Annotated in this window: 17 protein-coding genes and 3 pseudogenes; 14 read left to right on the forward strand and 6 right to left on the reverse strand. The window is 44.0% G+C overall.

From position 1 onward, the window contains the following. Nucleotides 1–10 precede the first annotated feature (10 nt). The 3 genes from DW917_RS06540 (at nt 11) to DW917_RS06550 (ending at nt 5,185) form a co-directional block, all read left to right on the forward strand. The gene (locus tag DW917_RS06540; protein ID WP_118117239.1) at nt 11–571 is read left to right on the forward strand and encodes a hypothetical protein; all 561 of its coding nucleotides are present in this window, start codon (nt 11–13) and stop codon (nt 569–571) included. Beyond that, nucleotides 568–4,251, forward strand: a complete 3,684-nt coding sequence (locus tag DW917_RS06545; protein WP_118117219.1) for an ATP-binding protein — start codon at nt 568–570, stop codon at nt 4,249–4,251. The genes DW917_RS06540 and DW917_RS06545 overlap by 4 nt, the downstream gene beginning before the upstream one ends. Nucleotides 4,252–4,315: 64 nt before the next feature. Next, on the forward strand, nt 4,316–5,185 hold the full coding sequence (locus DW917_RS06550; protein WP_118117220.1) for a hypothetical protein: 870 nt from the start codon (nt 4,316–4,318) through the stop codon (nt 5,183–5,185). Between the two features lie 30 nt (nt 5,186–5,215). On the opposite strand, the gene DW917_RS06555 is transcribed toward DW917_RS06550, so the two are convergent. Both DW917_RS06555 and DW917_RS17065 read right to left on the reverse strand, forming a co-directional pair. Next, a complete protein-coding gene (locus DW917_RS06555; RefSeq protein WP_118117221.1) occupies nt 5,216–6,409 on the reverse strand; it encodes an ATP-binding protein in 1,194 nt (397 codons plus the stop codon). 248 nt (nt 6,410–6,657) lie between these two features. Beyond that, nucleotides 6,658–7,338 (reverse strand): hypothetical protein, encoded by a 681-nt coding sequence (locus tag DW917_RS17065; RefSeq protein WP_147344129.1) that lies wholly within the window; start codon nt 7,336–7,338, stop codon nt 6,658–6,660. A 252-nt stretch (nt 7,339–7,590) separates the two neighbouring features. Here DW917_RS17065 and DW917_RS06560 point away from each other — a divergent pair. Next, nucleotides 7,591–8,222: pseudogene (locus DW917_RS06560) on the forward strand (nitroreductase family protein). A gap of 55 nt (nt 8,223–8,277) precedes the next feature. On the opposite strand, the gene DW917_RS06565 reads toward DW917_RS06560, so the two are convergent. Continuing rightward, entirely contained in the window at nt 8,278–8,460 is a 183-nt protein-coding gene (locus DW917_RS06565; protein WP_118117222.1) for a helix-turn-helix transcriptional regulator, read from the reverse strand. A gap of 304 nt (nt 8,461–8,764) precedes the next feature. Next, nucleotides 8,765–9,917: pseudogene (locus DW917_RS06570) on the reverse strand (IS110 family transposase). A 257-nt stretch (nt 9,918–10,174) separates the two neighbouring features. On the opposite strand from DW917_RS06570, the gene DW917_RS06575 reads away from it, so the two are divergent. The 5 genes and pseudogenes from DW917_RS06575 (at nt 10,175) to DW917_RS06595 (ending at nt 13,357) form a co-directional block, all read left to right on the forward strand. Then, nucleotides 10,175–11,821, forward strand: coding sequence for an alpha-L-fucosidase (locus DW917_RS06575; RefSeq protein ID WP_118117223.1), 1,647 nt, complete (start codon nt 10,175–10,177; stop codon nt 11,819–11,821). 42 nt (nt 11,822–11,863) lie between these two features. Then, nucleotides 11,864–11,992 (forward strand): hypothetical protein, encoded by a 129-nt coding sequence (locus DW917_RS18070; protein ID WP_255415320.1) that lies wholly within the window; start codon nt 11,864–11,866, stop codon nt 11,990–11,992. 190 nt (nt 11,993–12,182) lie between these two features. Continuing rightward, nucleotides 12,183–12,662 carry a helix-turn-helix domain-containing protein gene (locus tag DW917_RS06580; RefSeq protein ID WP_118117224.1) on the forward strand — a complete coding sequence of 160 codons (480 nt, stop codon included), beginning with the start codon at nt 12,183–12,185 and terminating at the stop codon, nt 12,660–12,662. Continuing rightward, nucleotides 12,659–13,149, forward strand: a pseudogene (locus DW917_RS18135) (DUF3990 domain-containing protein). The gene DW917_RS06580 and the pseudogene DW917_RS18135 overlap by 4 nt, the downstream one beginning before the upstream one ends. Nucleotides 13,150–13,153: 4 nt before the next feature. After that, complete coding sequence (locus tag DW917_RS06595) at nt 13,154–13,357, forward strand: hypothetical protein (RefSeq protein WP_118117227.1); 204 nt, start codon at nt 13,154–13,156, stop codon at nt 13,355–13,357. Nucleotides 13,358–13,514: 157 nt separating this feature from the next. Here DW917_RS06595 and DW917_RS06600 read toward each other — a convergent pair whose 3' ends face one another. Together DW917_RS06600 and DW917_RS06605 are read right to left on the reverse strand one after the other, a co-directional pair. Next, nucleotides 13,515–13,685, reverse strand: coding sequence for a hypothetical protein (locus DW917_RS06600; RefSeq protein ID WP_158570074.1), 171 nt, complete (start codon nt 13,683–13,685; stop codon nt 13,515–13,517). A gap of 210 nt (nt 13,686–13,895) precedes the next feature. Further along, entirely contained in the window at nt 13,896–15,029 is a 1,134-nt protein-coding gene (locus DW917_RS06605) for an ATP-binding protein (RefSeq protein ID WP_118117229.1), read from the reverse strand. A gap of 524 nt (nt 15,030–15,553) precedes the next feature. On the opposite strand from DW917_RS06605, the gene DW917_RS06610 reads away from it, so the two are divergent. The 5 genes from DW917_RS06610 to nhaD all read left to right on the forward strand — a co-directional run bounded on the left by DW917_RS06610 (nt 15,554) and on the right by nhaD (nt 24,832). Continuing rightward, a complete protein-coding gene (locus DW917_RS06610) occupies nt 15,554–18,745 on the forward strand; it encodes a TonB-dependent receptor (RefSeq protein WP_118117230.1) in 3,192 nt (1,063 codons plus the stop codon). A 21-nt stretch (nt 18,746–18,766) separates the two neighbouring features. Next, entirely contained in the window at nt 18,767–20,503 is a 1,737-nt protein-coding gene (locus tag DW917_RS06615; protein ID WP_118117231.1) for a RagB/SusD family nutrient uptake outer membrane protein, read from the forward strand. 38 nt (nt 20,504–20,541) lie between these two features. Beyond that, on the forward strand, nt 20,542–21,441 hold the full coding sequence (locus DW917_RS06620; RefSeq protein WP_118117232.1) for a hypothetical protein: 900 nt from the start codon (nt 20,542–20,544) through the stop codon (nt 21,439–21,441). Nucleotides 21,442–21,537: 96 nt separating this feature from the next. Further along, nucleotides 21,538–23,268 (forward strand): C10 family peptidase, encoded by a 1,731-nt coding sequence (locus DW917_RS06625; RefSeq protein WP_118117233.1) that lies wholly within the window; start codon nt 21,538–21,540, stop codon nt 23,266–23,268. Nucleotides 23,269–23,461: 193 nt separating this feature from the next. Then, complete coding sequence (gene nhaD, locus DW917_RS06630; protein ID WP_118117234.1) at nt 23,462–24,832, forward strand: sodium:proton antiporter NhaD; 1,371 nt, start codon at nt 23,462–23,464, stop codon at nt 24,830–24,832. Nucleotides 24,833–25,103: the final 271 nt, after the last annotated feature.

Here is a 25,103-nt window from a genome sequence, read left to right on the forward strand (position 1 = left end):
AATGAATAAATTGAACTATACAGAAGAAATCTTTAATATTCTGAGCAGAGGCGGATTTATTTCCAACAATAGTGTTCAGACGAAAATTAAGCGATATTATGATGCCATAGAGGAGCAACAGACTGAATATGATGAATATTACAATGGTATCGGTTTTCATCTGGAAGCGGGTGATGGTTATTTCTTTTTCACTCGCAAGGAAACGAAGGTGGATTTGCAGCGCAAGTTGGAAGCGGTGAGCAAGTGGATAGATTATCTCACCTTTCTGAAGACTTATAATTCTGCCTTCGGATCAGGTTTGGTATTCTCTGCGGCAGATATCGTGGTGAGAATCAATTGCGATATGGAACTGAAGGAATTGGCAGGAAAACTCTTCAGCGAGAAAAAATCGTATGATGAGATAGTGGAGAAATTGATCAGTGAATTGGAACGAATGGGATTCATTGAGCAGCAGGATGAAGTGGAGAAAACCTGGAAGGTATTGGCTTCATTCCATTATATCGAGGAGTTGATAGATTGCATATCTATTACCGATGATACTGAAGAAAAAGAAGAGGAGGAACAGCCATGAGATATCTGAATAAAATCATATTTCTGAATAGTGCCCATATCCCATATGCTGAGGTGAAACTCGATGGAAATGTTCATTTCATCGGCACCCAGGGTGTGGGTAAGAGTACCTTGCTCCGTGCGCTGCTGTTCTTCTATAATGCAGATAAGTTGCGCTTGGGCATTCCGAAGGAGAAAAAATCGTTTGATGCCTTTTATTTTCCTTATCCCAATTCATACATCGTTTATGAGGTGATGCGTGAGAATGGGGCTTATTGTGTTCTTGCCTTGAAGAATCAGGGACGAGTGATGTTCCGTTTCATCGATGCCCCGTTTGATAGCAAATGGTTTATCGATGAGCATAAACAGGTGTATGGCGAGTGGAACCAGATACGTGAGCAGGTGGGTAAGAAACATGATATATCTTCGCTCGTAAGCAGTTATGAGATGTATCGTGACATCATCTTCGGCAACAATCGTCGCCTGGAACTTCAGCCTTTTCGCAAGTATGCCATTGTAGAGAGTGCCAAGTATCAGAATATCCCTCGCACTATCCAGAATGTCTTCCTCAATACCAAATTGGATGCCGATTTCATCAAGAATACCATTATCCGCTCGATGAGTGATGAGGATAACTGCATTGATCTCAACTTTTATCGTGAACAGATTAAGGAGTTTGAACAGGAATATAAGGATGTAAGTCTTTGGACAAAGAAGGAGAAGAATGGCGAGGTGCTGGTTCGCAGAATGGCTGATAAGGTGATAGATGCTTATCGCACCTTGCTGAACAATCGCCGACTGATTGGCGAGGGACGCCGGGAACTCAATTATGCAGAGCGTGTGGCACAGGAACTCCTGCCGCAGTATCGTCTTGATATCCAGGAAAGTGAGGCGGAATGCAACCGGGTAAATCGACTGATAGGTGAGGAACAGGAAAAATATGGAAAGGAGCGTGATAAACTCTCCCGTGAATTGGGTGTACTCGATGCGCAGTTGAAGAAAACTGCCGACAAGCGTAAACATTATGAGGAAATTCATATAGAAGATATCTTGCAGCGAGTAGAGCAGGAAACCATCATCGAAGAAGAGCGCAAGCGACAGGAAGCGATGAAGGCAGAACTGGAGAAATCCTATCAGAACGTGGTGGATAAGTATAAGGCTCTGCTCGAACAGCTGGATATGGATTTGCGTGCTTTCAGAAACAGCAAGACCACCTTGCTCAATGAACATCAGGCAGCCTTGATGACCCAGAAGGAAGTCCTGATGCAGGAATGGAGAAAGGCTGAAACGGAAACCCGAGAGGTGTTCTGGGAAAAAACTTCGTCTGTGGACGAGATGATTGCGCAACTGGTGCATGAGGAAACTGCCTTGAAGATTCAGAAGGCAAAGGTGGCTCACGAGAATCCTTTTGCCCGTGAGATGGAGACAAACGAAAAGGAGTTTGCTGAATTTACAGCCAGACAAATTCAGGTAGAAACCGAGAAAAGGGAAGTGGAACTGCGCATTGAAACCTTGCGTCAGGAAGCTCAGAATGAATTGGAAATAGCAGAACTGAAATATCAGGCATCGCTCGATGCTCCCCAAAAACAGAAAACTGATGTTGAGGCTGAAATCCGGAAAATTCAGAATCTTCTGGATAAGAGTAAAGGTTCGTTTTCTGAATGGCTCGATCAAAACAGGAAGGGATGGCAGGAGAATATTGGAAAAGTGGTGGATGAAGAAACGATACTATATAATGATGTATTGAATCCGCAATTGGTTGCTGATTCATCAGCATTGTCATCATCTTCATCAGCGGCTTCTCTCTATGGCGTAAATATCAATCTGACTGCCGTAGAGCGAAAATTCAGAACTCCCAAGGAATTGAAGGAGCAACTCGCTGAAAAGGAACAACTTCGTGCTGACATCATCAAGCAGCTGAATGATTTACTGAACCAGCATGAGGAGAATCATAAAACCTTGAAGGGAAAATATCTGCTTCAGATAAGAAAGCTGAATGAATCGCTTCATGCTAAAAAGGCTGAAATGCAACTGCTGCCTCAGACGGAAAAGAAGCTCAAAACGCAAGCGCTGGAGTTGGAAAAACGTTTGGAAAAATGGCGCAGCCAACAGCTGGCTGAATTGGAAGATAAGCAGAATGCGCTGGTTGCCGATAAGGTGAAGAAGGAAGAGAATAAACACCAACTGGAGATGGATTTGCAGCGCAAGCTAAAAGCTCTCCAAACGGAATACAACAGACAGGTTAAGCAGGAAACGCAGACTTTTGAAGTCTTTGCCAACGATATTCAGGCGCAGATAGAAGAGAAGCAGAACCAGGTGGATGCTCGCAAACAGGAACTCCTGAAAGCCCAGCGCGATGAACTGCATGGCAAGGGTATGGATACCCAGACTTTGGATGCTTACAACAAGCGCATAGCAGAACTGGATGCTGAGTTGGCGTTTATCAGGAAGAATCGTGATGTGGTGGCGGTTTACCGAAACGACAAGATAGAACTCTTTGACCAGGAAACTTCCGTAAGGCAGAAACGGAAAAACAAGGCTGAGGCTTTGATGGCGATTGAAGATAAATTCAGGCAGCGCAGTGAACGCCTTCAATTGCAATTGTCTGAGGCACAGAGTCAACTGACTAAGCAGCAGACTGCTTTGAAAAAGCTGGATGCAGGATTGAATGCAGTGAGGAGTTTTAGACGTGACGAAACCTTGTGCCCATTGGAAAGTAATGAAATAGAGGAGAAGATCACTACCAAGGATTGTCTGACTATCGTGGAAGAATTGAAGCGCCAAATCTATGAGGATGGTCGTTCGCTCGACAACTTCAAGAAGCAATCTCAGCAATTCTTAGGTATGTTCTCTGCTCACAACACCTTCCATTTCAATGTAAGTCCGGTAACGGAAGAGGAGTTCATCGCTTTCGCATCCAATCTCTGCGAGTTTGTGGAGAATGATAAAATCTCGGAATATCAGAAGCGCATCAGTGGAAGATATACCGATATCATCTTCCGAATCTCCAAGGAAGTGGGCGATCTGACCCGTCGGGAAGGCGATATCGGCAAGACCATCAACGATATCAACCACGATTTCGAGGAGCGGAATTTCGCAGGTGTTATTAGGGAAATCGCCTTGCGTCCGTTGAAGACCAACGACCAGTTGATGCTTCTCCTCTTGCGTATCAGAGACTTTGCAGAAGAAAATCAATTCAATATGGGAGAGATGGATCTCTTTGCCACTGAGTCACGACAGGATGTGAATGCCAAGGCGGTGAAATATCTGCTTGCCTTTATGAAGGGACTTCTGGATGAGCCTAACCGCAAGCAGTTGCAGGTGGCTGACACCTTCAAGTTGGAGTTCCGCATCAAAGAAAATGACAATGATACGGGATGGGTAGAGAAGATAGCGAATGTGGGTTCTGATGGCACCGACATTTTGGTGAAGGCGATGGTTAATATCATGCTCATCAATGTGTTTAAGGAGAAGGCATCGAAGAAATCGGGCGATTTCAAGATTCATTGCATGATGGACGAGATAGGCAAGTTGCATCCTAACAATGTGAAGGGAATCCTCGATTTTGCCAATCGCCGCAACATCCTGCTGGTGAACAGTTCGCCAACTACCTATAATGTGGAGGATTATAAATACACCTATCTGCTCAGCAAAGACAATAGGGCAAATACTAAGGTTACTCAATTGATTAAGAGATTATAAAACCTCTTGCGTGTAGAAATATCGGATGATATGAAACATTTGATGATATGAAATACTTGATAATATGGAAAAGTTAGGATTGGGTGATGCCCGACAGATATTAGCGATGTTGAAGGGTGAGGAGATTGCTTCGTCGAAGCTGTCTCTTCGCATGACGGCTTTGCTGAGGCAGGAAGGATTGTTGATGTTAAAGAGTAATGGGAGTAGATGCAAATATCGCATAGCCGAGGCCATGCGAGAGAGTTGCCGTACCCTGTTATCGCAGGAGTTTGGCTTGAAATGTTCTTTAGAAGAATGGATTTCTGCTTCTTCCTCTATGCAGACGAGGGCAGATATGGTTAGGATGGTAGGTGATTCAAAGGCTAAGAAGGTGAATACATTTCGTGGCTTTCTGATAGATTGCTATGTTCGGATAGATGCTATGCTGAATGGAAAGCCATTCAGACTTCAGCCGATGGAGGGCAGCTCTGTTTTCATCAATCAGCCGGATCTTTTCGAGATACAGGAAGATGTGATAGTTGTGGGTATGGAGAATGCTGAGAATTTCATGCAGATTCGGTCGCAGCGTTGGCTTTTCGATGCTCTGTTTCCTGGTAAGCAACTCTTGTTTGTCTGCCGTTATCCACAGGAAAATCTGGAGCATCTCAGGTCATGGCTTCTCCGCATCCCCAATCGTTACGTTCATTTTGGCGATTTCGATCTGGCAGGAGTTCATATCTATCTTTCAGAAATTTATGCCCATCTGGGTAATCGGTCTTCCTTCCTGTTGCCATCTGATATCGAGGAAAGATTGGCCGAAGGCAATGCTGCGCTTTACAATCAGCAATATGCTAAATTCAAGAATATGGCAGTAACGGATGTCCGCCTTCAGCCGTTGGTCAATATGATTCATCATTATCGCAGAGGATATGAGCAGGAGGGGTATATAAGATGATAGGGATATGATTCCTGATGGTGTTGAGTGTCATTCCATAAGCCAGTCGAGCACATATTCTTGCTTGATTCCATCATGAAACTGGACGGGGTCGTTGTCCAGTGTAAGCAGATATTTTGGAAAATTGTCGGAGATGGACTTCAGGGGGGCCAATTCTCTCTGCATCGTGGTCTCATCCCTTACGCTGAGCGATACCTGATAGTATGCCTTGTGTTCACCAATGATTACCACGAAGTCTATTTCTGCATCACCGGCTTTGCCTACATAGATTTCTCCGCCTCGTCGTGCTAGTTCCAGATACACGATGTTCTCCAGTACGTGCCCCAAGTCGCCACCTTTGGTGCCATTGATGACTTGGCGTAGCCCTACGTCGGCAAGATAAAGTTTCTGTCCAGTCTTCAATAGCTGCTTACCCTTGGCATCATATCTCTGCACAGGGTAGAAGATATAGCTGTCGGTGAGGGCAGAGACGTAGTTTTCTATCGTATGAGATGTAGTCTTTCTGCCCAGCGAGGTCATGGTGTCGCTGATGCGCTTGATTACGGATATGTTGCCTATATTGTCAGCAAGGAATCTTACCACACTTTGCAACATCATCACATCGGTTATCTTCTTGCGGCTCACCACATCTTTCAGTACGATGGTGTTGTAGAGACCTGACAGGTATTCACGCACCATCTCTCGGTCTTGGCTGATTTGGGGAATGTATGGGAAGGAACCCAGTTCGATGTATTGGCGATAGGCGAGCTCTCGGGAAGTATGGGCAGGCTGCGTCTGCATGAATTCTCGGAAGGAGAAAGGGAAGAGCTTGATTTCGATGTATCTTCCGGTGAGCAGGGTGGCTATTTCGCCGGAGAGCAGGTAGGCATTGCTGCCAGTAACGTAAATATCTACGTTGTCTAGCAGGAACAGGCTGTCTATCACTTTCTGGAAATTTTCCACCATCTGTATCTCGTCAAAGAAGAGATAGTTCATCTTGTCTGGGCACAGGTTCTGCTTTACGTGCGCGTACAAAATTTTATAATCGAGGAACGGTTCGTTGTCGAGATCCTCGAAGTTGAGGTTCTGTACTTGTTCTTCGGATACTCCGTCCGAGAGAAGTTTCTCCCTAAACATTCTCAGCAGCGATGACTTGCCACAGCGTCGTATGCCTGTTACTACCTTGATGGCCTTCTTATCTCTCCATTTCTCCAGGAGATTTATGTATTCTTTGCGCTCTATCATATTCTCTTTATGTTCTATTTATTCACTTTGCTATTCATTTTGCATTCTATCTTGATTGCTAAAAATGAAATGCGCTGCAAATATACGAAACTTTTTCGAGAAATTTGCAGTGTATTGCAAATTTCTTGTGCTTCTGAGTGAGATTTGCAGTGTATTGCAATTTTCTTTCTGTAGAACTGATAACACTTTCTGTAAAACTGATAACCTTTCTGTAATCTGTATATCCGAGAATTTGTATTTATTTAGTTTTATTGCCCGATACATCCTATAGTTTTTATTGCCCGAAACATCCTATAGTATGCGTATATATAAGCCGATGTTGTGGTTATCATACTGATGAGATTCATGCAGGTGAAGGCAGCCTGCTGGGTGTTACCTGCCAGATAAAACACTGCCGCAGGGAGTATATTTGAGCATATCAGCCATGCGATGAAAACCAGGACAAGGGCTATGCCCAGTTTGCGCATGTTGCCCCTGTGCTTGTTGCACAGATGACAGCCGGCTATCAGGGAGGCGATGACGGAAATCAGACCCATCGTGCTTTCTGTCCAGGTGAGTATGGAAGCCATTTGGGTAATCTGTCCGTTCTGCATCATCGTTACGAGATGAAGATTGAAGCATTGGCCCAGGATGAATGAGAGCACATAGTAAAGTACCATCAACTCGCTGCAGCGTCGTAGCAATTTTACGCCTGCCGGTAGCGTGTAGCGGAATATTCCCCATAAAGCTATAGGGGCGAGCTGCAAGACCAGTTGCTTGATAGTAACCAGGATGGGACTTATTGGAATCAGGATGGGACTTGTTCTGAAGGATAAGCCCGCTTGTCTGCAAACAGAAAATGCCAGCGAAAACAATGCGAAAATGCAATATGCATACATGGCATATTGTGCAATGCGATTTATATCTATAGAATAACTTTTTCTTTCCATAATTCTACGCTTGATGATTTTATAAACAGTTTATCTTGCATAAGGCCATTGCAAAGATACGAAGTTTTTGGAAAATTCTAGCAAAATAGGTGGAAAATGTTTGGCTATGATATATTCTTATTAAAAGAATGGCAGAATGAATAATAAAAACTCTAAAAAGTTATAACGTATCTTCTTGAATATCAGTATTTGTTGCTATCTTTGCACGGTATATACTAATTGAAATATAGGTTTAATCATACAATGAATCATATGAAGAAGATATTTTTAGGATTGGCAGCTGCACTGATGTTGACTGCCTGCAATGAGAGCAGACTTCCGGAGGCAACAGCCAACGTTGATTCAGCAAGTGTGGTAACCGACTTGATGATGAGTCGCAGAAGCATTCGTGCTTACAAGGATTCCGCTATCAGCCGTGATACCCTGAACGAGATTCTGAAATGCGGCATCCATGCGCCAAACGGACAGAATCTGCAGTCGTATGAAATCAGAGTGATAGATTCTCCTGCACTTATCGATTCGATAACCCAAGCCGTGGTAAAGGATAATCCTAAGATAGCAGAGCGCAAGGGCTTCAAGAACATCTTCGTGAATGCACCATGCGTGGTTTGCATCGCCTATGATACTACTTATGATATGGCGCAGATTGATTGCGGTTTGCTTGGCGAGAACATCATTCTTGCAGCATGGTCAAAGGGCATCGGTTCCTGTTGCCTGGGCAGTTCGCCCGTTGGATACAGGATTCTCCATCAGCCAAGCCTTACCTCGACCGCATGGCATTCTCCAAGGGTTACAAATTGCTCTGCTGCATCGCCCTGGGATACCCAGATGAATCGCCGGAGGCAAAGCCACGACGCCAGGATATGATAAAGTTCATGGATTAAGGCAAATGAAGGTTGACGTTCTAAAACAGGACGTCAACCTATTGGATAAGCAGTTTTATCTCATGCTCTTTCTATATGCCATTGGAGTAATGCCTGTTATTTTTTTTAATAGGCGTATAAAGTACGAATGATCATTGTAACCTAAATCATAGGCTATCTCCTTGATTGGCTGATTGTCTGTAATCAACAATAATTCTGCTATTTCCAGTTTACAATGCTGATTATGTGAAAAATCAATATTGTGCTATTATTGCATTATAAAATCCCATCAACTACGTACAAATCTATGTATCTTTCCTCTATAAAAAGATAATGATTTCCCTCGCATAGGGTAACTAAAACCAGTAAATTTGCATATAGCAGGAAAAATAGGCACGCAACATCACACACTTGCACATTCATGCAAATGTTACTATCAGTATACTTTCCTCTTCGAGTTATACTCATACTGACTTCCATAGCCCTCCATGACATGAGTTAATTTGCAGACGAGGTGTGACCATCACAAAGATAGTAGCCTTTTCATGGAAGGTATATTATGATCATCCGTTGTTTGCGGACTCTTCACAATCATGCTTGAAGTCGATATATTCGACATTGTCATGTAGGACATGCCAAACAGCAACGAGCATTTTTCTCGCCACAGCCACAATGACTTTCATCTTGTTTTTTCTTCTCACTACAGTCTGGTGATAGGAGAACCAACTAAAGAAACAGTCTTTCTGCCGACTGGCAGCCCATGCACATTGGATGATGGTTCTTCTGAGATAGCTGTTGCCGTGTGTCGTTTTGCGGGACTTTACTTTCTTGTTGGACTCATCATTTCTTGGGCGTAATCCACTCCAGGCAGCAAGGTGATTTGCCGTCTCGAACTTGCTCATGTCTGTACCGATCTCTGCGATCAATGATGTTGCGGCACGTTCCTTTATGCCTGGGATTGTTTGCAAGCGTCTGAGTTCCTCTGGGAAGTATTTCTGGCATATCTCCGACATTTTGTCTTGGCATTCTTTCTTGTGGCTCTCGGCAATGTCTATTTCCTCACGGAGTTGGCGAAGGACATCTATCTCGGCTTGGGAGACAACTCCCTCCATAGAGGCAAGTATAGTTTCTCTGCCATGTTTGTTGATGATGCGTCCATGAATCTCTTTGATCAATTCCTGTGGGTCGGTGACACCTTCCGAGAGCCTGCGCACGACGGTTCTGTAACTCTTGCACTCTATGTTGGAGACATAGTTGCTCAAGCGGATGTTGCACCGTTGGAGTACTGCATCCACTTTGGATTCCTTACGCACAATTTCCTCATTGAGGTCAAAGATTCTACGGTCATATTGGCGAAGTTGCTGAATAATCTCAGGAGGTACAAAACTACCATTTACCAGTTCCTTCATTGTACACTCTGCTATCCATTGAGCATCCTTCACGTCACTCTTATGACCGGGAAGTTGCTTGATAAAATACGGATTGACAAGGCGGAGTGTAAAATGAGGAGACAGCACACGCCAGGTTGGTATCCAGTAAATGCTGGTACTTTCCATTGAAACTTCTGAAACATGGTGTTTTTTTGAGCAATTTGCACATTTCATGCAGTTGAAATGTTAAAACTCCGAAAACTTGCTCAAATAATTCACCATCAGGGTGCAAAATACAAAGATAAATGCTATCTTTGTGCACGTCAAGACCACATACTGCTTTCATAAGCCTAATTTTTTGAAGTTAAAAACTTGGTTAATGAACACTGCTTCAAAGATAGTAAAAATTATTGTGACTTAGAGCACGTTGATGGCTGTTTTTGCAGTTGTGGTCTTGATTTTTTCAAAAAAAAGCTAATTTCGCACAATTCGAGGGAAATCATTGTGCTTTTTTATTCATACTGACTTATAATTCGGAAATATTATGTAAATTTGCAGCTGGTTTAGTAAACTGTTATTTTATAACAACAAAATAGAAACGGTATGAAAAAAATATTCTTTATAGTAGGTGCCATTTTTGCGATGGTACAGGTAACATTAGCACAAGCATATCAGGTGCCGGTATCTGAGGCAGACGAACCCATGATGAAAGGTACATTTACGCCTACCTGGGAATCTTTAGAGAGTAATTACAAAGTTCCAGATTGGTTTAAAAATGCGAAGTTTGGAATTTGGGCACATTGGGGACCTCAATGTGTGGAAGGAACTGGTGATTGGATGGCACGTTCTATGTATATTGAGGGTAGCCGAGAATATAGATATCATGTTGAGCATTATGGTCATCCGTCTGAATTTGGATTCAAAGACTTGCTGCCGCTGTTCAAGGCAGAAAAATGGAATCCAGATAAGTTGGTTGCCTTTTATAAGAAAATTGGTGCTCAATATTTCTTTGCTTTAGGCAATCATCACGACAACTTTGATCTTTGGGATAGTAAATATCAGCCATGGAACTCAATGAATATGGGACCTAAAAAAGACATTTCGGCAGGTTGGGCAGCGGCAGCTAAGAAATATAATCTTCCTTTTGGAATTAGCTTCCATGCAGATCATGCCTGGACCTGGTATGAACCATCACAACGTTATGATAGAAACGGTGACAAGATGGGGGTAAGCTATGATGGTACATTGACCAAAGCTGACGGTAAGGGAAAATGGTGGGAAGGATATGATCCTCAGGATTTATATGCACAGAATCACCCTATGAGTAAAGGTAGTTGGGCAGATGGTATGATCCATCGTCAATGGGCATGGGGGAATGGTGCCGCAATTCCTTCTCAGAAATTCTGTACCAATTTTTACAATAGAACTGTTGATGCTATCAACAGGTATAATCCTGATTTGATTTACTTTGATGTAACAGCGGTACCTTTTTATCCTGTTAGTGATGCTGGTCTGAAGATTGCTGCTCATTTCTATAATCACAATATGGCTACTCATAAAGGCAAGCTGGAAGCTGTGATGTTTGGTAAGATTTTGGATGAAAATCAACGCAAGGGACTGGTTTGGGATGTAGAACGAGGTGCTCCGAATAAGATTCAGGAAACTCCATGGCAATCATGTTCTTGCATTGGCGGATGGCATTACAATACATCAATCTATGAGAACAATGGCTATAAGTCGGCTGCTTCAGTAGTCAAGCTACTGGTAGATATTGTTAGCAAGAATGGAAATTTATTGCTCAGTGTTCCTCTTAAGGCAGATGGCAGCTTTGATGAGAAAGAAGAAAAGATCTTGAATGAGTTTGGTGCATGGATGGACATCAACAAAGAAGCTATCTATGAGACGCAACCTTGGAAGGTCTTTGGAGAAGGTCCTATCGCAGAGTCTGACATAAAAATTAATGCACAGGGTTTCAATGAAGGTTCTTATACCCATGCTACTTCAGAGGAAAAACGTTTCACGCAAACTTCCAAGGCTCTGTATGTAACTATGCTGGCATGGCCTTCAGAGCAAAAGGTTATCGTCAAGTCATTGGCTCTGAATAGTAATCTTTTTCCAAAAAAGATTAATAGGGTAGAGTTGTTGGGCTATGGCAAAATACCTTTTACCCGTACTGTAGAAGGACTTATCTTAACTCTTCCTTCCAAAAGGTTGAACGATATAGCTCCTGTCATCAGAATCAAGAAGTGATGATTCAAATCATATTATTGAGTTAATCTGTAATAGATATCTATGCCTGCTTTCTTCCGCATGGCATTCTCCAAGGGCTACAAACAGCTCTACTGCATCGCCTTGGGATACCCAGATGAATCGCCGGAGGCAAAGCCACGACGCCAGGACATGCTTAAGTTCATGGATTAAGATCATAAGATAAATGGAGGTTGACGTCCTAAAACAGGACGTCAACGTCTGAAGATAGATATGCATCTTTTTGAAACATATAGGCAAAATATGAAATATCTTCTTCAAGTTCTTTTTTATACAACTTTAAGTTAAAAAAAAGTTGCTTGTTTGAGAAACTTTGGCTATTTTTGCTCAAAAAAGGACAGATATGAAAAAGAAATTCGATAATACGGATAATATTCTGGGTGGCATAGTGAAAAAAGTTCGTCAGGAAAAAGGGCTATCGCAAGAGGCTCTTGGAAAATATGTGGGGTTGGGCAAAAGCAGCATCAGTAAGATTGAGAGTGGCAAGACCAATATTTCTATAGATGATGCTTCCGTCCTCCTGGAAGCTATGGGTGAGAAACTGAGTGTACATATAGACAGTCAGTATCCGTCAGCAGAGACTATGATGAAGACAACAATCTTTGTCACAGTTGCAGCTTGCTGGTTTGCAGAGGACAAGAAAATTACCAAACAGAAAGCTTTCAATTTCCTCCAAAAGAATCAAGGCATCAGATTTTTGGAGGAGAATTGGGAAATAGAGCAGACTCTGCCAAGGGAACAGATCATAGAGGATTTGACTCGTATTTGCAATAACCATATTGCAAAAGCTAAGAAAAAGGAAAGGAGGATAATGGCGTCATGAGATTGCTGCATGGAAATAATACAGAGATTCTTACTCCTGATCTCTCCAAATGCAAAGGGAAAAACGATTTTGGCAAAGGATTCTATCTCACTCCCAATTGGAAAAGAGCTTGGCAAATGGGCAAACGCAGCACTTTTCTTCATGGAGGAAAAATTACAGTCAATGCGTTCCTGTTTTATCCTAAAATAGGTGAGGAAAAAGGGCTTCAATTAAAATCTTTTAAGGATTCACAACTGAATGGGCAAAGTTCATTCTCCAGAACAGGGAAGAAAACGGATTCAAGCATGACTACGATATTGTTATTGGACCCGTAGCAGATGCTTTCATTGATCAGAAAATAAAAAACTATATACGCCTATGTGGGGAAGCTTATCTTGATGAAAGCAACTTGAGTATTCTGGTTTCCAGAATATCCCAATTTGGACTTAGCTATATACAATATTGCTTTTGTACACAAAAGGCTATTAATGAACTCATTAAAGATTGAGAATATGGGAAATAAGTATAATTATGAAAATGTATTAGGTGAAATTGCTTGTTATATAGCAAAAGAATGTAACCTTACTCCAAGCGAAGCTGTAGGTGTGGTAATGAATGATGATTGCACAGACGCTGTCATTGAAGAAATTCAAAAATCAGACAAGATAGACATAGAAGCTTTGGCCTCTCGTTATTTGACAGAGGAACTTTGTTAGCAGACTGCCTTTGTGCATTTTAGGTATGTTGAACCCTATTGAATGGGGTATACCGCATTCTCTTCCATAACCCAACAAAAAAGCATGGCGCAAATCACTGCGCTATGCCCCAATAAAAAAAAACCTTATAGTCAAAATAGAAATTAGCTATTCTTCTTTAGTACTTTGCAATCTGAGGATCAAAGTTGGTCCAACCGCTCATCCAGTTGGTGCTGCCATCGAAGCTAAGAACATAGGTTTTGGCACTATTCTTTCTCTGTTGAGAAGCATCGGATTCCTGCAGGAAGCAGAGAAACTCTTGCCGCCACTGCCAATGCTGCCTAGCCAAGTGAAGAAAATGAATGAAAAGAAGGAAAGGGTAAGACATGAAAGATAATGTTGTGCAGGTGAATCTCTGCCTGACCATTGGGGAAATGTGGTCTTCCAGAAATGGATGGAAGCCAATCATCTATTTTAAGGAAGAATAAGAAAGAATACGAAAAGATAATCCGAAACAGAAGCATTGACAGCTATCTGTTTCGGATTTTTTTTGCAATGATTAATTTCCAGCGCAGTTCTTCCTCAACCACATCCCGAAGAAGCGGTCGTAGATGATATAGCTGCCATTGTACTTGTAGATGAATTCTCTATTGATCAGCGTCTTGAGAGCAAGACTTATGCTGCTGGCAGCAGGCAAGTTGTGGCGGCTGATGAAATCCTGCGAAAGAATGGAGGTGACAGCCTTATCCTGAGCAATGGCAGATAGAAGGGCTGCCTGATTGTCAGTAAGGGAATCGTAGTAATTCACGAATGCCACTTCCTGCTCGTTCACCAATTCCAGGGTTACATCATCTATTTCCGCTGTCGTTATTTCCTTTCCGTTCTGATAGAGTCGGTTCAGAATATCCTGTATATACCAGGTTTGACCATCCACCTTATTATATAGATAGGCAAAGGTATCATGATTCATAGTCAGATTACGGGTTCCCATCCATCTGTTGGCAAAACGATGATACTCATCCAGGTTGATGAGGGGAAGATTGAGAATTTGCGAACTCTGATAGAATGGTCGCTTTGCCGACAGGAACATGTCGGTCATCATGTGCTGCTTACTGCCTGCAAAGATGAAATATACATTCGGCAAAAACTGGATGTAGGAGCGCAGCAGGGCCTCTGTGCCATCTTCAGGATATTCGGCTATCTGCTGAAACTCGTCTATGGCAATATAGATTCGTTTCTCCGATTGTTTCAGATACTCGAAGATATGTTTGAGAGAATCTTCGCTCTGGCTTGGTGAAACCGTAATCGAGAACGTAGGGATTCCCGTCATCTCATCAAACGACATCGTAGGCTTGTAGCCGGCAAAGAAAGTGGTAATCTTGCGCATGGCAGTTTGCGAGAAAGTATCAACCTTCCCGATAACCGTTTTTGCCAATAATTGGATGAATTGGCTCAGATTTCTCGTGGCATTGATGTCGAGATAGAAACAATGCGTCTCTGGCTCCTGCTTGCTGATGTTCTCAAAGACATGGTGTATGAGTCCCGTCTTTCCGATGCGTCGAGGAGAGATGAGGACGATGTTGCGCTCATTCTGCAAAGCCTTCATGATGAGATCCGTCTCTTTCTTGCGGTCGCAGAAGTATTCTGTTCCCTTATATCCGTAGATAACAAATGGGTTATTCAGCTGTTCCATAACGTTTTATATCTATTCCATGTTTTATGTTACATATTTTATGAAATGCAAAGATACGATTTTTTATGTAACTATCATCATTCTTTTCCTAATAATTTTTAAAACTTTCATTTTCCGTGTTTCAACTTTCTCATAGACAGCATCGTCGATGAGGTATCTACGACGGTCAGGCAAATGACTGTGTTTTTAGAAGAGATTTGTAAGCTCATTTTGTGATATTTCTAAACAGAATATTGCATTTGGGCGTTATTTTGTCGTGAAAAATATCTTTCTGATATGAAAAACCTCAAAAATAAGAAATATTGCTTGGCTTTTTGCTGGAATTGTTATACCTTTGCATCTAAATACATATTTTATGAAATCTTTTATAAAATAATGCAGCATGACATATAAACGTAGCATATTATAAAACAGGCTAAGTGAATATATAAGAAAGCTTATATAAATTTATATATATTATGGTATATATATTGATGTGTTTTAAGATTATGTGAGGATAATAAATATAAGAAGTGATAGATAATATGAGAATGAAGGTTTTATTTGCTTCCCTGTTGCTGGCTGCTTCGGGGCAAGTGCTGGCACAGTCTTCCGGACCAGTTGGAGGACAGGTCTTCGATGAGAATGGAGATCCCGTAGTGGGTGCCCAGATTTTGGTAAAAAGTTCTAAGACAGGAACTGTGACCGACATTGACGGTAAGTTCAGTCTGCCAAGTGTAAAACAGGGCGAGGCAATCGTGATCAGTTATCTCGGTATGGACTCCCAGACCGTGAAGGCTGCTCCGGGCATGAAGGTAAACATGCACTCGCAAGACCGCCAGCTCGATGAAGTCATTGTCGTGGCTTATGGTGAGCAGAAGAAATCCTCTTTCACGGGTTCAGCAGGTGTATTGGATGCAGACAAAATAGCCGTGCGTCCTGTAAATAATGTAGCTGATGCCTTGGAAGGTCAGGTTGCTGGTGTGCAGATGTACAAGTCTTCAGGTGATCCTTCTGCCACTCCTTCTTTCTTGATTCGTGGTATCAGTTCTATCAATGCCAACCAGGAACCATTGATTATCCTGGATGGTGCACCATTCTCTGGTTCATGGAATGATATCAACCCAAACGATGTGGCTTCCATGACCGTATTGAAGGATGCTGCATCCAATGCTCTTTATGGAGCCCGTGGTGCCAATGGCGTCATCATGATTACTACTAAGAATCCGCAGAAGGGCAAAACCGTGGTTACGCTGGATGCCAAGTGGGGCAGCACGAGCCGTGCCACCCAGGATTATGATATGATTTCCGATCCAGGACAATATTATGAGTTGCAGTATGGTGCTGTTTATCGCAATAATATCGCCAATGGCATGACTCCTTATGCAGCCCATGCCGCAGCCAACAAATCTATTATCAGCAGCGATACTTCCAATGGCGGTTTGGGTTATCTCTGTTATGCAGTGCCAGACGGTCAGTATCTCATCGGTGATAATGGCAAGCTGAATCCGAATGCTACTCTTGGCAATCGTGTATATTATAAGGGTAAGGTATATACTGTCACTCCAGACAACTGGTTGGACGAGTCTATGCGTCACACCTTGCGTCAGGAATACAATGTGAGCGTGAATGGTGGTAACGATGCGGCTCAGATGTATGCTTCCTTGGGTTATCTCAATGAACCTGGTATTGCCTATGGTTCTGGTATCAAGCGCTATACCGCCCATCTGAAGTCAACCTTGAAGGCTAACGAATGGTTGAAGGTGGGTGGCAATGTGAACTATGCACATACCAATACCGACCAGGCTGGTTCTAACTCTGGCTATAATGTCTTCTATGCAGCGAGCCGTATAGCTCCGATTTATCCTCTTTATATTCGTGATGGTGAGGGCAATATCATGACCGACCAGAATGGTAAGATGTGTGACTATGGTGATGGCGCAGTCAATGGACTTGTGCGTAGCGTAGTGGCAAAGCAGATTAACTCATTGAAGGATGACCAGTTGCAGACCAATAATTCAGTGGCTAATTCCTTCTCTTTGGCTGGTTTTGCCGACATCACTCCTACATTTGTCAAGGGATTGAAGTTGACTCTCAATGGCACGGTGAGTGATTATGAGTATCGCTATACCTCTACCTACCAGCCTTTCTATGGATGGGGCGCAATGTCTTATCCGGAGGGACAGGTGAGCAAGAGCCATAGTCGTACGTTTGCAACCAACTTCCAGCAACTCATCAATTATGCCCATAGCTTTGGCAATCACAATATGACTCTGCTCTTCGGTCATGAGAATTCTACTTCTACAGACGAGGGCGTAAGTGCTACGCGTTCTGGTATGTTCTCTTATTTCGACAACCAGGAATTGAGCGGTGCCATCAAGGTTCAGGACGGCAGTTCCAATCAGTCAAAATATAATACCGAGGGCTATTTCTTCCGTGGTATGTATGATTATGACGGCAAGTATTTTGCCCAGGCATCCTATCGCTGTGATGCATCTTCCAACTTTGCTCCAGGTCATCGCTGGGGTAGTTTCTATTCCTTCGGTGGTGCTTGGATTCTCACCAAGGAGAAATGGATGGAGAGCAGCAAGGGATGGCTCGATATGCTGAAAGTGAAGGCTTCCTTCGGTCAGCAGGGTAATGATGGTATCGGCAGCAACCTCTACCGCGACCTCTATGTGGTGCGCAATAATAATGGCGAGGTGGCTGTTACCGTCAGTTCCAAGGGTAATCCTAACATCACTTGGGAGACCAATACCAATGTCAATGCAGGTGTGGAGTTCGGTATGTTCAATAATCGCCTGACAGGTAGCTTGGAATATTTCTATCGCAAGACCACCGATATGCTCTGCTATGTCTATTATCCTAAGTCATACGGCTATGATGGTATCTATGACAATGTAGGCGATATGGTAAACAAGGGTGTGGAACTTTCCCTCTCTTATGATGCCATCCGTACCAAGGATCTGGTGTGGAACATCAATCTCAATGCCACCCATTATCGCAATAAAATCGTCTCTCTGAATCCAGACAATATCAACAGTACATTGGATGGTCATGGCGGATATGTAAGTGAATTCTACTTCTATGGTGAGGGACTTCCGATGTACACCTGGCGTATGCCAAAGTATGCAGGTGTGGCAGAGGATGGACAGTCTATGTGGTATGTGACCGATGAACAGGGTAATACTACGACCACCACCACTTATAATGATGCGACAGACTATAACTGTGGCAATCCAACTCCTGATATCTATGGTGGTTTTGGTACCAGTGTGAATTTCAAGGGATTCGACTTGGCGTTCAATTTCTCCTATTCCATCGGTGGCAAGGTGCTTGATGAGGGATACAGAAACCTGATGGGCAGCCCTACATCCACCAGTCTGGGTTACAATTTCCATAAGGATGTGCTCAAGGCATGGTCAGAGGAAAATACCTCTTCCAATATACCTCGTTTCCAGTTTGGTGATGACTATTCCAACTCTACTTCCGACCGATTCCTGACCAATGGTAGCTGGTTGAGCCTGAACAACATCAACCTGGGCTATACATTCCCTAAGGTATGGTCGAGCAAGTTGGGCTTCAGCAAGATGCGTGTCTATGCCTCTGCAGATAATGTCTGTCTCTGGACCAAGCGCAAGGGTCTTGATCCTCGAACCAGTTCTGCAGGTTCTCCTGGTACAGAAAACTATTCGTTCACACGTACCATTTCTGCTGGTGTAACACTCCAATTCTAACTCTCAAACAAAAGGACGATTATGATGATGAACAAGAAAATAAAGAAGATGGCTGTGATGCCATTCATGATATTGGCTGCTTCTTCCTTGATGCAGAGTTGTATAGAGGAAGAGTTTCCTACTGATTATGCGACAGGTGAGCAGATGCAAACTGCCAAGAACCCTGGCAAGATATTACTCAACGGCTTGAATGCCAAAATGGTGGAGCAGTTCTCTTATAACGGAGCACAGGTAGCATACGACTGGGGTTATCCAAGTCAGATGCTGATACGTGACATCCTGGGTGGCGATGAGCCTGTTAGCAATGTCACCAATGATTACTTGGCATGGATAGCCGACGGCACCTCGCTCAATATGTTCTCGCTCTATACCTATTCTTATTATTATGACCTGGTGAGCAATGCCAACAACATGGTGGAGAAGTTCGGTTCTGATGATTCTGACCAGAAGGCATACGCCGGTGCGGCTCGTGCCTACAGAGCATTGGCTTATCTCGACATGACCCGTATGTTTGAGTACAAGACCACGGGCTTCAGCAGTTTGGATGCTCAGGCAGAGAAAAGCAAGGTGGCTGGACTCACCGTGCCTATCGTGACAGAGAAGACAACCGCCAAGGAGTCTAAGAATAATCCTCGTGCTCCATTCTATACCATGTATCGTTTCATCCTGAACGACCTGAAGTTGGCGGAATCAGAGATGAAGGGTTTTGAACGTGCCAACAAGACACAGCCAGATGAGAGCGTGGTCTATGGACTGGAGGCTCGTCTGTGGCTGGAGATGGCTACCCGTTTTGAGAAGAATCCAGAAGACTTGGCTACCCAGCTCGCTCATGAGGAAGATGCTGATGGCTACGCTAAGTTGGGTGTGACCACCGCTGATGAGTGCTATGCCAAGGCTGCAGAATATGCACAGAAGGCGATGGCGCTCGATGGCTATGCTCCGCTGAGCAGCGACGAGTGGCACAATGAGAAGACGGGCTTCAATCTTGCTACAGGTGCCTGGATGTGGTCTGCTTCTATGCAGGACAAGGATATGTTGACCTACTATTGGTATTCATGGTTGTGCTGGATGGGTTCTGAGGCTCCTAATCTCACATGGGGTGGTATGGGCACATATCGCTGCATCGACAAGTCTCTCTATGAGAAGATGCCTGATGCCGACTGGCGCAAGACTACATGGGTGGATCCTTCTGATGTGAATGCCACAGCGGTTCCTTCTAAGTATAAATCCATCCTCAAGTCAGACCAGTGGCAGGATCTCCCAGCTTATGCCGGCATGAAGTTCCGCATGAGCTCTGGCAATCAGACCGATTACAATGTAGCGATGCTTTTCGATATACCTCTGATGCGTGTAGAGGAAATGTACTTTATCCTGGCTGAGGCTAAGGCACACACACAGAACGTGGAGGCAGGCAAGATGGTCTTGACTGATTTCATGAACACCTATCGTTATACCGATGGTTCATACCAGTGTGCTGCTACCGATATGGATGCTTTCATCCAGGAACTGATGGTGCAGAAACGCATCGAGTTCTGGGGTGAGGGACTTGTCTATTTCGACCGCAAGCGTCTCGGTATGCGCATCCAGCGTTATTATGATGGCAGCAATTATCCAGCCTCTGCCCAGCTCAATTCCAAGGAAGGCAAGGTGGCTCCATGGCTCAACTATTACATCTACGACTATGAGCGTGACCAGAATACAGCCGTGGTGCTCAATCCAGACCCAACGAATGCTGCGACCTCTCAGACGGATTATTGATTTCGGATTCATTTATAAAAGGATTTAGATTAGAAATTATGAAAAAGTTCATATATCAGATATTGATGGTGCTGGCTATAGGTGCAGGATTTACAGCCTGTGATAGCGATGATGACTACCAGCCTGGAGCGCCAACCCCTGCCAACAGTATGCAGGTGTATTTCGATGCCGACAATACTGCCGACTATGTTTGTGGTCCTGGCGAACAGCCAGAGATAGAATTGAAGGTGTCTCGTGTGAATGACAGTGAGGCTGCCGAGGTGCCTATCGTCTGCAAATCGGCAAGTGAGGGACTCACCATCCCGTCATCGGTGAAGTTTGAAGCTGGTCAGAAGACGGCATCTCTCACCATCGGGGTGGGAGAAATGGAGGAGGATAAGAAGTATTCCTTCGACCTTGCCATTGATGAGGCTTACGCTGATCACTATAGCAGTCAGTTCAAGGGTACTTCCCATTTTAGCGGTTATGCACTGCAGGCTTCCTGGAAAACATACGTCAAGGATGCGGATATGACCTGGACCATCAACGGAAACCAGCAGAAGTGGACTGTGGATATCGAGCGCCTGGGTAGCACCAACCGCTATCGCATCAAGGATTTCGTAGGTTCCGGTCTGGACATGGTGTTCCTGGTAGGTGGTGTGGCATCGGGAGCAACTTCCTACAACAAGATACTGCCATATACCAATTATTACAGTTATAATGACGGAACCGTAGATGGCTATTACCTCTATGATTCCAGCAAGGGTGAATGGCCTTCATGGACGGTGGGCGACAAGACCGTGTCTTCCCTCTGCATCATGAACTCTTATATCGGTTATGGTGATTATTCCTATGTCTCCTTCAAATTGGGTTATTGTGTATTCGCTACTTATTCCACAGATTATACCGATGGAACTTCTGAAGGCTACAACTATATCGAAGTGATGTGGAATCCATAGGAGTGAAATGGGAAATCATGAGCAATCTATAATTTCATGAACAAAATAGAATTTCATGAACAGAAGAAAATAAAATAACATTAAAATAGCAATAGAATGAAAAAGATATATAGCATATTATTCCTCCTCATTGCCGTTAGCCTGGGCTTCAGCTCATGTAGCGATGATGATGTCGTAAAGACACAGTTGGAGGCTCCCGCTATCTCATCGGATATCACGAAGGCCACCTCGCTGTCTTTCAACTGGCAGCCTGTGGCTGGTGCTACCCAGTATGCATACGAGTTGTATGATGCCAATGACAACCGGGTGCTGGGAGATATGACAAGTGGTACAACCCTGATAGCCACTGGGCTGGAGCCTACCACCACCTACACCCTGAAGGTATGGGCATACGCAGCATTGACTGGCGATAAGAGTACATCACCTATCGCCACCCTTACCGCTACTACCACAGCCCAAACTCCTTTGGCTAACCCTGTACCTTCGGCAAGTTCTGCCAACGGCGGTGTAACCATCACCTGGCCTAAGGTGGAGAATGCCACCGGTTATTCTTACCACTATCAAGATGCAGACGGCAAGAAGGTGAGTGGACTGACGGAGACCAACAGTGTGCTTCTTACCGGTCTGGCTATCGGTGAATACACCATCTATATCACGGCTACAAGTTCTGACCCGGAATATGCCGATTCAGAGCCTATCGCACTGAAATTTGAGCGCACCAAGGCTGAGGTATGGCGCCATACGGGAACTTACACATCTGCAGCCCTTGGCAAGTCGTTTACCGCTACCCTCGTTCATTATGATGATGGCAGTTATACTTTGGAGAATCCGTTGGGGGAGGAAGGTTATAGCATCAACTTCACCGTTTCTGAAGGTTCTACCGAGATAACTCCTTCCATTACAGCCGACGACTATGGTTATTATTCCATCTATCTGAGCAGCAAGTATTATGTGAGCATCTATCCGTCAGGAGGCTATTCCCAGTTTACAGGCGATGAGTATGCTGGCGAGGTTTGGTTCTGTTCATATCTTTATGATTATGATGGCAATCAGATAGGTGATACTTATGGCTATGACGACTTCACCTGGAGCGATGGGGATGAGATTCCAGAGGGCTGCAAGGCGGAAGTGCCAGCCATGCTTACTACCACTTGGGGACAGTATGCGCCATTTTGGAACGATACACCAACCAAGGACGGCAAGCAGTGCCTTACGGGTTGTGTGGCTACATCCCTGGCTCAGATCTTGAATTATTACAAGTATCCAGCTCAGCTCTCTGATGGTACGGTGATTGATTGGGACAATATGCTTCCTTCTTATGAGGAAGGCAAATATACCGATGCCCAGGCTGCTGCCGTAGCTCTCCTGATGGCTCGTTGCGGCGAGGTTGTCAATATGCAGTATGGCACGGATGTGAGCACCAGTCAGGTATCTGATATTGAGAACTACGGTTTTGCAAAGAAGTTCGGCTATATCGTGAAATATTACGGTTATCGCGACTATCCTAACCAGCAGGATGCTAAGCTCTGGAAGGAAGTTATCTTCAAGGAGTTGAGTGCCGGTCGCCCAGTGCTTTATGGCGGAACATCCTATAAGAATGGAGAAAATAACTATTTCTCTCATTCCTTCGTGATAGATGGTTACAACAGCAAAGGTCTCGTGCATGTGAACTATGGTTTCAATGGAGCCGGTGATGCCTGGGTGCCTATCGACAAGATGCCGCTGAAGACAGGTGGCTGGGATGAGACTTTCGATACCTATCAGACTCTGGTAGTCATCCATCGTCCTCAGGATGGTGAAATCAATTATGAGCTTCAGCCACAGTAACGTAGAATTCTTGTGGTTTGGGAAGAAATCCGTAATTAAGTAAACGATTTCATACAATTATAATAAGGAATTGCGTGGTTATTGCTTTTCTTTTTGTACCTTTGCATCCGTTTGGCAAAAATACTTACCAAATCATGAAGGAAAGAAAATTCATTTTGAATAACAGTTAATATCTAATAATAAATAAAAAGTAATGGCTACACTTACAATTTCTATTATTGTCGTTTTCGTGCTCGGCTATGCGCTCATAGCTACCGAAAGCTTGACAAAGGTAAACAAAGCAGCGATTGCCCTGTTGATGTTGGTAGGTTGTTGGACCCTCTACATGGTGGATCCGATGCAGTATCTCCAGTTGATGCACCCTGATTATACAGGTGGCGCTGCTGGAATGGTGGAGAAGGTGACCGGAATCATTCAGGAACATCTGGGCGATACCGCTACTACACTTTTCTTCCTGATGGGTGCGATGACCATCGTGGAAATCGTAGACCAGAATGGTGGTTTCAACTGGGTTCGCAAGGTGATGAAGACCAAGTCTAAGCGTGCGCTCCTCTGGCGTATTGCTATTCTCACTTTCTTCCTCTCTGCCATCCTCGACAACCTGACTACCAGTATCGTGATGATCATGATTCTCAGAAAGCTCGTCACCGATCACAAGGACCGCATGATTTATGCATCCCTTGTCATCATTGCGGCTAACTCGGGTGGTGCTTTCTCACCAATCGGCGATGTTACCACCATCATGCTCTGGAACAAGGGATTGATTACTGCAGCCGGTGTTATCGCAGAGATCTTCATCCCATCTGTGGTTTCTATGGTGATTCCTGCTCTCATCCTTCAGACTATGTTGAAGGGCGAACTCGTGATGCCTGAGGCTTCTGCCCAGCAGAATGCATCTGTGAGCGATTTCACTGAGGGTCAGCGCAAGGCTGTGTTCTGGCTCGGAGTAGGTGGCCTGATCTTCGTTCCTATCTTCAAGAGTATCACCCACCTGCCTCCATTCGTAGGAATCCTCCTGGTATTGGGCGTTCTCTGGACTGCTACCGAAATTTTCTATCGCGGTTTGCATCGCGGACAGGATGCAGAAGGAACTCAGAAGCGAGTAACCAAGTTGCTTTCTCGTGTTGATATGAGTACCATTCTCTTCTTCCTTGGTATTCTGATGGCGGTATCCTGCTTGGCTGAGATTGGCGTATTGACAGCTTTGGGTCAGGGCTTGAACATCGTATTTGATGGCAACCATTACCTCGTAACTGGTATCATCGGTGTGCTTTCAAGTATCGTGGACAATGTGCCTCTGGTGGCTGGTTGTATGGGAATGTATCCTGTGGCTGCTGCTGGTGATATGGCTGTGGATGGCGTCTTCTGGCAGTTGCTGGCCTACTGTGCTGGTGTAGGTGGTTCTATGCTGATTATCGGTAGTGCCGCAGGTGTGGTAGTAATGGGCTTGGAGAAGATTACTTTCGGCTGGTATATGAAGCACATCTCCTGGATTGCTTTCGTAGGTTACATCGCAGGTATCGTTTGCTACTGGTTCATCCGCACCTTCCTTTATGCTATCTAAGGGATAAGCATTTCCGTTGAAAGGGACAATAGTTTTCGCTTACGTGAAAAGTTTATGTAGAAAAGTCTCATAGTCTCTTTTTCTATTGAAAATATCGGCTTAAAGACTTGATAGATAATAAGATAAAAAGAATGAGACTTCTCGGTTCTGATGCTGGGAAGTCTCATTTATTTATGATGGAATATCTGGTTAAAGGTTATTCTTGTTGATGATTGATTTTGGCAATCATTATGACTTATACTGATATAGATAGACACATTTATGGTTAATT

Source organism: Prevotella sp. AM42-24 (genome assembly GCF_003461825.1).
Taxonomy (GTDB): Bacteria; Bacteroidota; Bacteroidia; order Bacteroidales; family Bacteroidaceae; genus Prevotella; species Prevotella hominis.

Bases quoted from the DNA above. Each gene is read 5' to 3' on its own strand.
- DW917_RS06610 (WP_118117230.1), top strand. From the start codon at position 15,554: ATGAGAATGAAGGTTTTATTTGCTTCCCTGTTGCTGGCTGCTTCGGGG.
- DW917_RS17065 (WP_147344129.1), bottom strand. From the start codon at position 7,338: ATGGAAAGAAAAAGTTATTCTATAGATATAAATCGCATTGCACAATAT.
- DW917_RS06555 (WP_118117221.1), bottom strand. From the start codon at position 6,409: ATGATAGAGCGCAAAGAATACATAAATCTCCTGGAGAAATGGAGAGAT.
- DW917_RS18070 (WP_255415320.1), top strand. From the start codon at position 11,864: ATGCCTGCTTTCTTCCGCATGGCATTCTCCAAGGGCTACAAACAGCTC.
- DW917_RS06595 (WP_118117227.1), top strand. From the start codon at position 13,154: ATGGGAAATAAGTATAATTATGAAAATGTATTAGGTGAAATTGCTTGT.
- nhaD (WP_118117234.1), top strand. From the start codon at position 23,462: ATGGCTACACTTACAATTTCTATTATTGTCGTTTTCGTGCTCGGCTAT.
- DW917_RS06620 (WP_118117232.1), top strand. From the start codon at position 20,542: ATGAAAAAGTTCATATATCAGATATTGATGGTGCTGGCTATAGGTGCA.
- DW917_RS06545 (WP_118117219.1), top strand. From the start codon at position 568: ATGAGATATCTGAATAAAATCATATTTCTGAATAGTGCCCATATCCCA.
- DW917_RS06580 (WP_118117224.1), top strand. From the start codon at position 12,183: ATGAAAAAGAAATTCGATAATACGGATAATATTCTGGGTGGCATAGTG.
- DW917_RS06605 (WP_118117229.1), bottom strand. From the start codon at position 15,029: ATGGAACAGCTGAATAACCCATTTGTTATCTACGGATATAAGGGAACA.
- DW917_RS06625 (WP_118117233.1), top strand. From the start codon at position 21,538: ATGAAAAAGATATATAGCATATTATTCCTCCTCATTGCCGTTAGCCTG.
- DW917_RS06575 (WP_118117223.1), top strand. From the start codon at position 10,175: ATGAAAAAAATATTCTTTATAGTAGGTGCCATTTTTGCGATGGTACAG.
- DW917_RS06615 (WP_118117231.1), top strand. From the start codon at position 18,767: ATGATGATGAACAAGAAAATAAAGAAGATGGCTGTGATGCCATTCATG.
- DW917_RS06550 (WP_118117220.1), top strand. From the start codon at position 4,316: ATGGAAAAGTTAGGATTGGGTGATGCCCGACAGATATTAGCGATGTTG.